Here is a 12867-nt window from a genome sequence, read left to right on the forward strand (position 1 = left end):
ACCACACGCTGATTTACCGCACCCGCCAAGGCACGGATGCCTTGGGTTGCCTGCCTCTCCACCACAGAGCTGCAGGCTGTAACAGCGGGGCGCATGCGGAGCATGTACCTCGCCATTGGGTTGCAAGCGGCTTTTCCACCACAGAGCCGCCGCTTGCATGTAGCCACCTTGCGAGTGACCACGACGCTACTCTAGCAAAGGGCGCGTTATGTGGCACTGGCAACCTGTAAGGGTTAATGCCATGAGCCGAGCTTCATCCAGTTGCGTCGACCGAGCCAGGCGGGAAGTGTTGCCGCTCGATTTGGCGCTGTACCACGCCGCGCGCGACTACCCCGGCGGCGCTGCTGCCATTGCGGCCACCACGGGCCGCAACCCCACCACGTTGCAGCACAAGCTCTCGCCGACGCACCCCACCCACAGTGTGAACATCCAGGAGTTTGGCGAAATTCTGGAGCTGACCAAGGACCGGCGCATTTTGGATGCGGTGCATGCCTTGGTGGGCGACACCATGTGGCAAGAGCTGGCCGAGATGTACACCGACGATATGCCGGCAACTCTGACCGAGGGCATACCGACTTACCTGCGCCAGGTGGCGGGCTTTACCGAAACCTGGGCCAAGAGCATCAGCGATGGGCTGGTTGACGATGCAGAGCTGGCTGCGATTCGCCTGCAGGTGTTCCGCGGCGTACAGGGTCTGTTGGCCATGCTTAATCGCGCTGCCTATGTGAACCAAACCAAGCGGGGTGGCGAGCATGGCTGACATCGCCGATGTGGCAAACGACCTGATGCAGGAGCGCATCGATCACGCCTTGGCCGCGCGCAAACCTGCGCCGGTGAGCGCCTCGTTTGAATACTGCGTTAGCTGTGGCGAAGCCATCCCGCAGGCGCGGCGTTTGGCTGCCCGTGGCTGTATGCGTTGCGCTGCCTGCCAGCAAGCGCTTGAAGATAAAGGAGCGCGTTATGCTGGGTGAAGTGTTGTTGCAGATGGCCGATTACGGCCTGGAGCCGGCGCAACCGCTGGCGTTCGGCAAGCTCACGCGCTGCAAAACCGCGCAGGACAAAGGCAAGGAAAAGAACGGTTGGTACGTGGTGCACGAGCACCGCACCGACAAGGGAGAAACGCTGATTTCCGGCAGCTTTGGCGACTGGCGCACCGGGGAGACGCAGAAGGTCAAAGTGAAGCCTGGGCGCATGAGTGCCGAGGAGCGCGAGGTGATGCGCGCCCGGCAAGAGGATGCCAAGCGCCGGGCGGCGGAGATTGCCGCCAATGCTGCGAGGCGGGCAGCGAGCCGAGCTGCTGGGATGTTCAAACGCATGCCGGAGAAGGGCCGTAGCGACTACCTGGATAGAAAGCAGATCGTTGGCTTTGGCGTGCGTTACGCGCCGCGCTCCGGTGCGGTGTTGGTGCCGATGTGCAACGTGCGCGATCAGATCGTTGGCCTGCAGGTGATCTACCCGGCCAAGCAGCCGGAAACCGGACGGGATAAAACCTATTGGCCGTATGGAATGGCCAAGGAGGGCGCCTTCCACTTGATCGGCCCGCACCCGGAACCGGGCGAACCGGTGCTGGTGTGCGAGGGCTACGCCACGGGCGCTAGCCTTCATATGGCGACTTCGGCGACGGTGGCGGTGGCGTTCGATGCAGGCAACTTGCGCGAGGTGGCCAAGGCGATGCGCGAGCGCTTCCCGGGCCGGGCGTTGATCATCTGCCGCGACGATGACTGGAAGACCAAGCGCCCGAATGGCGAGCCGTGGAACCCAGGCGAGGAGAAGGGCAGCAACGCGGCGTTGATCGTCGGCGGCCAGGTGGTTGGGCCTATCTTCGCTGGTGTGCGCGAGGCCAAGTGGACGGACTTTAACGACCTGCATTGTGCCGAGGGCTTGGAGGCGGTGCGCCGCCAGGTGCTGGCGGTGATCAAGCCGCCTGCGGCCGGTGGCTGGAAGGACCAACTGGCGCGCACGGAGAACGGCGCGCTGATTGCGCATATGCAGAACGTGGAGCTGATTCTCGGCAACGACGAGCGTTGGGCGGGGGTGATCAGCTTTAGCGCCTTCAGCTCGAAGATCGTCAAGTTGCGGGCTGCGCCTTATGGCGGCGGCACGGGCGATTGGGCAGACATCGACGATACGCGGGTGATGAAGTGGCTGGCGCAGCAGTACAACCTGCGGGTGAAGCCTTCGAGTGTGATCGAGGCCGTTAGCGTGGTTGCACATGATCATGCCTTCCACCCGGTGCGTGAGTACCTGGACGGGCTGGTGTGGGACAGGGTGCCGCGGCTGGAAAGCTGGCTGACTGATGTGATGGGTGTGCCGGCCAGCGGTTACACCGCGAAGGTGGGCAAGCGCTGGATGATTTCGGCGGTGGCGCGGGTGATGCAGCCGGGCTGCAAGGCCGACTCGGTGATGATTCTGGAAGGCGGGCAGGGCGAGGGTAAGTCCACGGCAATGAGCATCCTGGGCGGCCCGTGGTTTATGGATACGCCATTTGCCCTTGGCGATAAGGACGGTTTTCAGGCCATCCGGGGCAAGTGGATTATCGAGCTGGGCGAGCTGGATAGCTTCAACAAGGCCGAGAGCACCAAGGCCAAGCAGTTTTTCTCTGCCTCGACCGATACCTACCGTGAGAGCTACGGCCGCAGAAGTAATGACGTGCCACGCCAGTGTGTGTTCGTGGGCACCACCAACCAGGACGAATACCTGAAGGATGCGACCGGCAACCGCCGATACTGGCCGGTGGCGTGTACCAATGTAGACCTGCAACGCCTGCGCGAGATCCGTGATCAGCTCTGGGCCGAGGCGATGTTTTGCTATGAGGCGGGCGATATCTGGTGGGTGAACCGCGACGAGGCGGCGATGTTTGCCGAGGCGCAGGACGAGCGCTTTGTGGTGGACGAATGGGAAGGGCCGATTCTGACCTGGTTGGAGGAGTCGCAGATCGGCGAAACCACGACGGGCAGCGAGGTGCTGGGTGGCGCGCTGAAGCTCGACTTCGGCCATTGGGGCAAGCCCGAGCAGATGCGCGTTGGCGCGATCATGCATCGGCTGGGTTGGCGGCGTGTGCGCCTGGCTCCGTTGGTTAAGAGCGGTAAGCGACCGTGGGCGTACAAGAAGCCTGACGACTGGGGCAGGGCTTCGGCACTGCAGGTGGAGAAGATCCAGGAGCCTTGCTTCGATGATTAAACGCATCGACGAGATGCTGAAGCTGTGGGCCGAGGAGTTGCACAGCGAGCAACCCGCGAGTGAGTTTGGCGGCGGCAACATGATTGCGATGCTGATGTCCTGCAAGGGGGAGCTGATACGCGGCACGCGCGGCAGCCGGGTGCTGCTGGACGAATCGGCGGATATCGAGCTGATCGTCAACAAGCACCTGGCGCCGCAGTTGTCGGTGCTCGTGCGCGAGCACTACTGCAACCACGACAGCTTTCTCTATCAGAAGATCACTTATTGCGGATGTAGCCGTAAGACCTACTACGAACGCCTGCACGAGGCGCATGAGTGCATCGCCAGTTTGCTGATGGCGAAGGCAGCGTGATGCCGTGCGTTGCTGTTCGGTGCGCACCGCTGGCCGGCCTTGTCCCGCTGCGCTTTGGCGTGGTGGGTCGCGCCGGGGCGGCGCTGTTGCTGGGGCGTCCCACTGTCCCGGCAACTTATGCCCACCGCGTATGTGAGCGTAGCGGGCAGCAACACGCGCCTGCAGCGCGCACGCGTGTTATTCGTTTTATCTCTCTATGCGAAGAAGGAGTTAAAAAGGTAGGACAGTGGGGCAAAGCCCCGAATCTAGGCGCTTGCAGCTATCCCACTTCGAGTTTTAACCGTGGGTCTGCTGGGACAGAGCCAGAGGCTCTTAATGCCGTGGTGGTGTATTCGCCGACATTGCCTGGGCGTTCATACGGCGTTACCCACATATTGGCGGGTGGCGTTAAATTTGGATTGCTGCCAGGAAATTCCACCTGTAAAAAGTAGTCATCTTCGATAGGTGCGACCGCAGAGAGCGGCAGGCACAACACACCAAACCCGGCCACTGAGCCGGGTTTTTTCGTTTCTGGCACGAGGAGCCCAGCATGTCGACAGAACAGCAGATGCAGCAAGGATTGGCTGAGCTGCCCACGTGGTTGCTTATCTTGGTGGCGGTGGCCGGGCTGGTCGGTGAGATGCGCCAGGCGGATATGCCGGGCGTTGCGATGGGCGAGATCATCAAGCGCGTGTTACTGCGCTTCGGCAGCTCGGCACTGTTCGGCATGGCCACGCTGCTGCTGACCTTAGCGATTTGGGGAGACATCTACATCGCCGGCGGCTTGGGCATCGTAGTCGGGTTGCTCGGCGCTGATATTGCGGGTGCCCTGTACACCCGCTACCTGGCGAAGAATGCCGGCGTGTGCGATGTGACCCCGGATTCTGGCGGCAAGGCGTGAAAGCCTCAGTCAAGGCCAGCGGCTTTGCCGAGAGCCTGGCAGCCGTGCAGGCCTTGACGGGCGACTTACCTGGCCGCGCCCTCGCCGATGCGCTCAACCACACGGTCAACCAGGCAGGGCAGGCGATCACCGTCGAGATGACCAACGTGCTAGACCGGCCCACGCCTTTTACCCTGAATGCGGTGCGGGTGCTGAACGCCAAGCCCAACAGCCTGGAAGCGGCAATATGGGTGAAGGATGAGAAGGACAACTCCTCGAAGGCCTCGGCGCCCGAAGATTGGGTAGCGCCTCAGGTATTCGGTGGTAGCCGTAGTGATAAGAAGAGCGAAACGCTGTTGCGCGCCAAGGGCATCCTGCCTGTTGGCAAGTTCATCGCGCCGGCCGCCGGTGCTCGGCTAGACGCCTACGGCAACATCAGCCGCGGGCAGATGGTTCAGATCCTGTCCGGCCTCTCAGCTATTGAGGGCGCGGCGGGCTTCACGGCGAACGCCTCGGACAAGTGGCGATCGCTACGCAAGGGCCACGCTCAAGCATTCTTCGTGCTGCGCCGCGGCAAGACGCCAATCGGTATCGCGGAACGGCGGGGCAAGTCGATGGCTATGGTGCTCGCATTCGTCAGCCAGCCGCAGTACCGGCGCCGACTGGACTTCCACGGTGTGGTCGAGCGAGTAGCAGACGCGAACCTCGAAGCGAACATCGACAAGGCCATCACCGATGCCCTGACCGGCAACCTGCCGACCAACTTCAAACGCCGGCCCCAGAGCCAGCCCAGGCGGTGAGGGGGGATGGCGTGCTACAGGCCGATTAACGGGTCCTCCCTGGCCGCCGGCCCCCTACACGGGTAATTCGAACCATGTTTTCTCTCTAGCTGACATTTGCTCTGGGATGTCTGTCTTTACAAGGGGTTAGGTATGGGGAAGCGAGTTACCAAGGCTCAGCTGAGTGAGTTCATCGGCAGAGACGAACGCACGATCAGCCGTTGGCAGAACATGGGCATGCCGGTTTTCCAGATTGGCCTGGGCCGCGGCAATGAAAACGAGTACGACACCCAGGCGGTTGTCGAATGGCTGGTGCAGCTCGCGCAGCAACGGGGCGAAAAGGAAAGCGTGCGTGATCGCCTCGACCGCATCAAAGGTGACCGCGAAGAGCTGGCCCTGGCGAAAGACCTGGAGGAGGTGGTGTTCGCTGCTGATCTGCTTGAACGCTTCGAAGCGGCGATCACCGCGGCCAAGGTTGAGCTGCTCAACACCTTTCCCGAGAACCTGGCCAGCGTGCTGTCTGCGCGCTACGGCGTCGAAGTGGATGACCAGCTTATCCGCGAGCCTTTAGAAACTATCCTGATAGAGCTATCGAACTATGACCCTGATGACGATGACCCGTCAGACGGGGATTCTGACGAACCGGATGATCCGGAGGAAGCTGAAGAATAGTGCGACCAAGGCGCTGCGTGCCGCATTCCGCAAGTGGGCGCCGCCGCCGCGCATGTCGATCATCGAATGGGCGGACAAGTACCGCTGGCTGGCCCCAGAAGAGGCGGCGCGGCCTGGCAAGTACCGCTTTGATGTAACCCCGCACCTGATCTGGCAGGGTGGCCCGCTGGAAGCGCTCGACGATCCCAATGTTGCCGAAGTGGTTTGCCGCAAATCTGCGCAGGTAGCCTGGACTTCAGGCGTGCTGGGCAACGCGCTGTGCAAGTGGATCGACATCGACCCTTCGCCGATCCTCATCTTGTTCCCCAAGGCCGAGTCGGTAAAACAGTACGTCGGTGAGAAGCTGGAGCCGATGATCGAGGCCACGCCTCGGTTGCGGAAGAAAGTCGACCTGCGTAGTCGCAAGCTGCAGCAGCGGCAGGACTTTAAGAAGTTCCCCGGTGGCTTCCTCAAGATGGTCGGCTCCAACAGCCCGGCCAGCGTCAAGTCCACGCCGGTTCCACGCGTGGCGGTGGAAGAGCCCGACGACTGCAACCTGAATCTGCGAGGGCAGGGCGACAGCATCAAGCTGGCCAAAGAGCGGATGAAGACCTTCCGCCGCTCGAAGATCATCATCGGCGGCACCCCGACCATCAAAGGCTTGTCGGCCATTGATGCCGAGATGGAACTCTCGGATAAACGCCGTGGCCTGGTGCCGTGCCATGACTGCGGCCAAGAGCACGCACTGAGCTTTGACAACCTGCACTGTGATGAGGATCCGGAGTACCGCCACGAGGTCTACGGCCATCACCGGCCTGAGGCGAGCTTCTACAGTTGCCCGCACTGCGGCTCGATCTGGGATGACAACCAGAAGAACGCCAACCTCAAGCATGGCCGCTGGGTGGCTACTGCCGAGTTCCGTGGCATTGCCGGCTATGACCTCAACGAGCTGTATGCCACCTTCTGGGGCTCGCGCTTCCAAGTCCTAATGGAGAAGAAGCTACAGGCTGAGCATGCAGCTGAGCGCGGCAACATCGGCCCGATGATCGCCTACGTGAATAGCTCGAAAGGCTCGAGCTACGAATACCAGAGCGACGCGCCGAAAACCGACGAGCTGGAAAAGCGTGCCGAGGCCTATGCTGAGATGACCGCGCCGAAGGGTGTACTGATGGTCACCGCCGGCATTGACGTTCAGGGTGATCGGCTAGCGATCATCATCACCGGCTGGGGCCGGGGCGAGGAGTCCTGGCGACTGTACTGGGGAGAGCTACCGGGCAACCCGATTGACCCCAACGATGGTGTCTGGCGTGAGCTCGACAAACTGTTGGCCACGCCTATTCAAAGCGAATACGGCTGCCAACTGGTGGTATCCGCCGCCAGCATCGACAGCTCGGACGGCAACACCAGCGATGCGGTTTATACCTACGTGAGGGATCGCCAGCGCTACAACATCCTGGCGATCAAGGGCGCGTCAATTGACAGCCGCGATAAGGAAATCTACTCCAAGCCCGCGCAGTCGCAGGACACCAACCAGAGCAATACCAAGGCGGCCAAGTACGGGCTGCGCGTGAATATCGTCGGCACTCACAAGGCCAAGACCTTGATCGACTCGCGCCTGCGTCTGAAAGGCTCTGGCCCTGGCCGCATGCACTGGTACAGCGAGATCCGCGCCGACTACTACGAGCAGCTCACCAACGAAGTGCTGGCGCCGCACCCGCGCATCCCCAGCAAGATGGTCTGGCAGAAGAAAGCAGGGCGGCGCAACGAAGCCCTGGACTGCGAGGTGTATGCCCTGCATGCCGCTCGTAGCCTGAAAACACACCTGCTGCGTGATCCTGAGTGGGATCAGATCGAGCAACAACTGCTCCAGCCAACTCTGTTCAACAACGACCAACCTGTCTCCGCCGTTCCGCGTCGCGCAACAGGCCGAGGCCGAGGCGTCCGTAGCCGCGGCGGCCATTGAGGTAACCCATGACAGAAGCACAACAACGCCTGGCGGATGTCAGGGCGTCGATCAAGGCCATCCTCGAAAAAGGCCAGCGCGTGCGCAAGGGCGACCGCGAGGTACAGCGTGCCGAACTGGCCAGCCTGCGCATTTTGGAAGCGCAGGTTGCCCGTGAGGTCGCTAATGAAAACACCGCCCTTATGGGCCGTGGCCGCAGTCGCATCACCTACCCGAGCATCTGACTATGAGCCTCTTGCCGAAGAAACCCGAAGAGCTGCTGATGCGTGAAGCCATCAGGCTTGCTCAATCGGTGGCGGGGCAGCCCAAGATCGGGGCACAAGGTGGCGGTGGTGGGGTCGAGACTCGCTGGCGTGGTGCATCGCGCATATTGCGTAGCATGGCCAGCTGGATACCCGGGTTGGGCAGCCCCCGCCGCGACCTCAACACCAGCGAGCGCAACATGCTCGTTGCCCGCTCGCGCGATGCAATGCGCAATCACCTAATTGCTCGCGCAGCCATCATGCGGATCCGCACCAACGTAGTCGGTACCGGCTTGGTCTGTCGTGCCCAGGTGGACAATGAAGCGCTGGGGATTGATGAGGGTCAGGCAGAGCAACTCAATGCCCAGCTCGATCGGCTTTGGTCACTGTATGCCGACAACCCGCGTGAGTGCGATGCCGAGGCCATGCTCAACCACTACCAGCTCCAGGCATTGGTGCTGGTATCGGCAATGGTGGGTGGCGACGTGTTCGTCGCCACGCCGGATGCCGAGCGTGCTGGTTGCATCTTCAGTACCCGCCTGCAGCTGATCGAAACCGACCGGGTCTGCAATCCAGGCAATGCCCTCGATACTGCCCGGCTGGTCGATGGGGTTGAGTTTGATGAGCTTGGAGCCCCCCAGCGTTATCACGTTTGCACCGGCTACCCGAACGAATTGAACCGTGGCAACACCATCAAGTGGGATGTGCTTGAGGTGTTTGGCAGTGTTACTGGCCGGCGCCGGGTAATGCACGTCATGGCCGACAAGGAGCGGCCAGGGCAGAAACGTGGTGCGCCATACCTGGCTCCAGTACTTGAGCCGTTGCAAAAGCTTGAGCGCTACAGCAGTGCGGAGCTGATGGCTGCGGTTATCTCGGCCATGTTCACCGTCTTCATTGAAAAAACAGAAGCATTTGAAGACGGCAAGATGACGCTTGCTGCCCTTGCCCAGAGTGGCGATGGCTACAGCACTGATGATGCTTCTGGCAGTGATGATATCCAGCTGGGGGAGGGTGCCATTGTCGACCTTGGCAAGGGCGAGAAAGCCAACATCGCCAACCCGGCCAGGCCAAACGCTCAGTTCGATCCGTTCTTTGTATCGGTGGTCAAGCAGATCGGCGCAGCCCTGGAACTACCGTTCGAAGAGCTGCTGCTGCACTACAACACCAGTTACAGCGCCGCCCGTGCCGCCATGCTTCAAGCCTGGCGCTTTTACAGCCTGCGCCGCTGGTGGTTGACCTGTGACTTCTGTCAGCCAAGTCGTGAACTGGTTATTGATGAGGCAGTGGCGCGCGGCTTGATTGATCTACCGGGCTACGCCGATCCCGCCAAACGCAAAGCCTACTGTATGGCCATATGGATTGGGCCTGCCCGTGGTGCCATTGACGAACTGAAAGAAGCCAACGCCGCCGGTAAGCGCATCGATATCGGCGTCAGTAACGAGACCTTGGAAACCGCAGCGATGACCGGCGAGCCCTGGCAGCAGGTCTACCGCCAACGCGTGCGCGAAGTTAATCAGCGTCGCGGTGATGGCCTCTACACCCTGCCCAAAGGCGCAACGCCTGAAGCTGAGCCAGTAAAACCCGAAGAGGAATAACCCATGTCACGTGCATTCGAGCTGGCCGCCTCGCAGCCCTGGCTGATGCTCCCTGCCGCCCTGGATTCACTGATGGCGATTGCAGATCGTCAGGGTGACCCGGAGGCGCTGGAAGCCCGCCTAGGCCGCCCACTGGAAAACACCCGCGTGGTGTCCATGCGGGATGGCATTGCTGTCATCCCTGTGACTGGCCCGATCATCCGCTACGCCAATATGTTCACTCGCGTCAGTGGTGTAACCAGCACCCAAGAGCTGGCGACAGACCTGCAAGCGGCCCTAGATAACCCGCAAGTCAAAGGCATCATCCTCAATGTCGACAGCCCCGGTGGCCAAGCTACCGGCATCAATGAGCTGAGCGACATGGTTTATGCCGCGCGGGGTAAAAAGCCGATCAAAGCCTACGGTGGCGGCACTGTCGCCAGCGCCTCCTACTGGATCGGCAGTTCCGCTGATGAGCTGGTAATCGATGACACCGCCCTGCTGGGCAGTATCGGTGTTGTCGTTGAGGTAGCGCTGCGCGAAGCCCGCGAAGGTGAGAAGCGCTACACCATCACCAGCAGCAATGCCCCCAACAAACGTCCGGACCTCGAAACCGAAGAGGGCCGCGCCGAACTCTCCAAGACCATTGATGCCTTGGGTGAAGTATTCGTCGCCAAGGTCGCCCGCAACCTGGGCGTCAATCCCGATCAAGTGCCAGCCATGGGTGACCACGGCGGCTTGAAAGTGGGTGCAGCAGCCGTTGCATCTGGCCTGGCGCACCGGCTCGGTTCGCTTGAGTCGCTAATAACCGAAATGGCCAAGTCGGCCGCAACCCCGAGGAAACTCAGCATGACAATCGTGAAAACCACGGCGGAGCTGCACGCGGCCCTGGCTGCAGGCGCTGACCCGCAAACCATCCAGCTCGCTGCCGCCGAGCAGGTAGACGTCGCGGCCATCAAGTCAGCTGCTGCCGATGAAGCAATCACTTCCGAGCGCGCCCGCGTAAACGGAATCCACGGCCTTGCTGCCAAAGGCTTTGAAAAGGAAATCCAGGCTGCCATTGACGGCGGTACCAGCGTTGAGGCCACCGCTTTGGCCCTGTTCAAGGCCGCCCAGGATCGCGGGATCAGCATCAGCGGAATCAAGGCTGATGGCCAAGGCGCAGATCCAGCCACCCCGGTTGGCAAGGGTGACGCCGATGCTGCCCAACAAAAATCTGCCGTCAGCGCCATCGTCGCTGGCGCAGTTCGCCGCTAATAGGAGGCTGCCATGCCTAATCCGACTCGCACCACCTACACCCCCGACCAGCTGATGGCCGGCGACTTCCCCGTGATCAAAGAGGCGGCAGTCATTGCCACCGGCCAGCAGCTAGTGCGCGGCGCCGTACTCGGCAAGATCACTGCCGGCGGCGAATACCTGCTTTCCGCCAGCGCGGCCGTCGACGGTTCGCAAGCCCCGGCTGTGATCCTCGATGAGGATGTCGACACCACCGCCGGCGCACTCCCGGCCCCGGTTCTGCTGACCGGTGAAGTCTCCGGTGCTGAGCTGACGCTTGGCGCCGGCCACACCCTTGCAAGCGTGAAAGCCGCGCTGCGCCCCCTTTCCCTGTTCGTCCGCTGATAGGAGCGACACCCGATGGATATTTTTGATACCCGCACGATGCTCGATGCCGTCGAGCAGATGAAGCTGGCGCGCCGCTTCCTGATGGCCACCTTCTTCAACGGTGGCGTGCCGCGCACCTTCGCCACCAAGTCGGTCGACATCGACATCATCAAGGGCCAGCGCAAGATGGCACCCTTCGTCCATCCGCGTCTGCCGGGTAGTCTGGTGAGCCGTGAAGGCTACCGCACCGATACCTATGTGCCGCCGTACATTCAGCCGAAGATGGAAACCACGGCAGAGCTCATCTTCAAACGCTCTGCCGGCGAGAACCCCTATGCGTCCCGGCCGCCGATGCAGCGGGCTGGCGAGCAGCTGGGCAAGGATATCGCCGACCTGGACGATCAGATCACCCGGCGCGAGGAGTGGATGTGCGCCCAGGCGCTGACCACTGGCCAGGTGCGTGTGCTTGGCGAAGGCGTGGATGACACCATCGACTTCATGATGGCGGCCGACCACAAGATCACCCTCTCCACTGGCCAATGGGGTGGCACTGGCTCCGATCCGATCGGCAACCTGCGTGGCTGGAAGCGCAAGATCGCCAAGGACTCAGGTCGTACTGCCAATACCGGAGTGCTCAGCGGTGAGGCGCTGGATGCATTCCAGAGCGACGAGATGGTGATGAAGCAGCTCAACACCCGCCGGGTGGACATGGGCATCATCAAGCCGGAGGCGCTGCCGGATGGAGTGACCTACCTCGGTTACCTCAACGACCCGGGCCTCGACCTCTACGGCTATGACGAATGGTTCCTGGACTCCGCGGGTGACGAGCAACCGATGATTCCGGCCGGCGGCCTGGTTCTCGGCTCGACCAACACCCGCAACTCCATGCTCTACGGCGCCATTCAGGATCTGGAGGCGATCGAGAGCGGCTTGGTAGAAGCGGCCCGCTTCCCTAAATCCTGGGTCACCCAAGAGCCCAGCGTTCGCTGGTTGAAGTTGCAGGCCGCGCCGCTGGCTGGTCTGCTGGAGCCGGACGCGTTCATCTACGCGAAGGTGGTGTGACATGGCCAAGAAACCTGATGTCCACCTCGTGATCGACGGCTGCATCCAGGAAGGCAAGAAGGTCTACGTCAAGGGGGAGGAATACACGCCGCCCAACGCAGAGCTTGCCGCGCGACTGATCAAGGCCGGCACCATTGCGCCCATCCGCAGTCCCAGCGCTCAGACCCTGCTGCGCGCCCAGGCGCCCGGGCCTGCCGCGCCGGTCACCCCAAGCGCCCCCCCGGCCGGGAACAATGACGATCTGCTGAACCAGCAGGAAGAGTAGTCATGGCCGGCTTTGGCGACCTGGTCGACGACATGGACGCCGCGATCATGGCCAGCCTCAACGACGGCCAAGCCGATTACCTCAACGCTGCCGGTGCCGTACTGGCCGGCGGCATAGAGGTAATGCTCGACAAGGACGTCGAACGCCTGGATGTGGTCAGCGGCATGCTCGATCGGGCCGTGACCATCACGGTGCAACGCCCGTTACTGCAGCCGCTTGACCGCAAAGGTGCCTTCCGCCTCGATCCGGAGGCTTGGGGCGCGGATGGCAAAACCTGGCACATCGACGGCATTGCCGAAGATGACGGCCACCTGATCACCTTCTATGTGAAGCCCTGA

Annotated in this window: 15 protein-coding genes; all 15 read left to right on the forward strand. The window is 61.8% G+C overall.

The window, feature by feature from the left end:
• Positions 1–241: 241 nt before the first annotated feature.
• The 15 genes from B2D37_RS01955 to B2D37_RS02025 all read left to right on the forward strand — a co-directional run bounded on the left by B2D37_RS01955 (position 242) and on the right by B2D37_RS02025 (position 12867).
• Entirely contained in the window at positions 242–760 is a 519-nt protein-coding gene (locus tag B2D37_RS01955; protein WP_079201148.1) for a phage regulatory CII family protein, read from the forward strand.
• A complete protein-coding gene (locus tag B2D37_RS01960) occupies positions 753–971 on the forward strand; it encodes a TraR/DksA C4-type zinc finger protein (RefSeq protein WP_079201149.1) in 219 nt (72 codons plus the stop codon). Before B2D37_RS01955 ends, B2D37_RS01960 begins: the two co-directional genes overlap by 8 nt.
• The gene (locus B2D37_RS01965; protein WP_079201150.1) at positions 961–3180 is read left to right on the forward strand and encodes a VapE domain-containing protein; all 2220 of its coding nucleotides are present in this window, start codon (positions 961–963) and stop codon (positions 3178–3180) included. The genes B2D37_RS01960 and B2D37_RS01965 overlap by 11 nt, the downstream gene beginning before the upstream one ends.
• A complete protein-coding gene (locus tag B2D37_RS01970; RefSeq protein ID WP_079201151.1) occupies positions 3173–3532 on the forward strand; it encodes a hypothetical protein in 360 nt (119 codons plus the stop codon). Before B2D37_RS01965 ends, B2D37_RS01970 begins: the two co-directional genes overlap by 8 nt.
• A gap of 529 nt (positions 3533–4061) precedes the next feature.
• On the forward strand, positions 4062–4412 hold the full coding sequence (locus tag B2D37_RS01975) for a phage holin family protein (RefSeq protein ID WP_079201152.1): 351 nt from the start codon (positions 4062–4064) through the stop codon (positions 4410–4412).
• Entirely contained in the window at positions 4409–5191 is a 783-nt protein-coding gene (locus B2D37_RS01980; RefSeq protein WP_079201153.1) for a hypothetical protein, read from the forward strand. Before B2D37_RS01975 ends, B2D37_RS01980 begins: the two co-directional genes overlap by 4 nt.
• A gap of 132 nt (positions 5192–5323) precedes the next feature.
• Positions 5324–5842, forward strand: coding sequence for a terminase small subunit (locus B2D37_RS01985; protein ID WP_079201154.1), 519 nt, complete (start codon positions 5324–5326; stop codon positions 5840–5842).
• Entirely contained in the window at positions 5769–7784 is a 2016-nt protein-coding gene (locus B2D37_RS01990; RefSeq protein WP_371915423.1) for a phage terminase large subunit family protein, read from the forward strand. Before B2D37_RS01985 ends, B2D37_RS01990 begins: the two co-directional genes overlap by 74 nt.
• Before the next feature lie 8 nt (positions 7785–7792).
• A complete protein-coding gene (locus B2D37_RS01995; RefSeq protein ID WP_079201155.1) occupies positions 7793–8008 on the forward strand; it encodes a hypothetical protein in 216 nt (71 codons plus the stop codon).
• A 2-nt stretch (positions 8009–8010) separates the two neighbouring features.
• A complete protein-coding gene (locus tag B2D37_RS02000) occupies positions 8011–9621 on the forward strand; it encodes a phage portal protein (RefSeq protein ID WP_079201156.1) in 1611 nt (536 codons plus the stop codon).
• A gap of 3 nt (positions 9622–9624) precedes the next feature.
• Complete coding sequence (locus B2D37_RS02005) at positions 9625–10857, forward strand: S49 family peptidase (RefSeq protein WP_079201157.1); 1233 nt, start codon at positions 9625–9627, stop codon at positions 10855–10857.
• Between the two features lie 12 nt (positions 10858–10869).
• Positions 10870–11220 carry a head decoration protein gene (locus B2D37_RS02010; RefSeq protein WP_079201158.1) on the forward strand — a complete coding sequence of 117 codons (351 nt, stop codon included), beginning with the start codon at positions 10870–10872 and terminating at the stop codon, positions 11218–11220.
• Between the two features lie 15 nt (positions 11221–11235).
• A complete protein-coding gene (locus tag B2D37_RS02015; RefSeq protein ID WP_079201159.1) occupies positions 11236–12264 on the forward strand; it encodes a major capsid protein in 1029 nt (342 codons plus the stop codon).
• A gap of 1 nt (position 12265) precedes the next feature.
• Positions 12266–12529, forward strand: a complete 264-nt coding sequence (locus B2D37_RS02020; protein ID WP_079201160.1) for a hypothetical protein — start codon at positions 12266–12268, stop codon at positions 12527–12529.
• A gap of 2 nt (positions 12530–12531) precedes the next feature.
• Positions 12532–12867 (forward strand): hypothetical protein, encoded by a 336-nt coding sequence (locus B2D37_RS02025; RefSeq protein ID WP_079201161.1) that lies wholly within the window; start codon positions 12532–12534, stop codon positions 12865–12867.

Origin of the sequence: Pseudomonas sp. CC6-YY-74 (assembly GCF_002025205.1) — a bacterium.
Classification (GTDB): Bacteria; Pseudomonadota; Gammaproteobacteria; order Pseudomonadales; family Pseudomonadaceae; genus Aquipseudomonas; species Aquipseudomonas paeninsulae.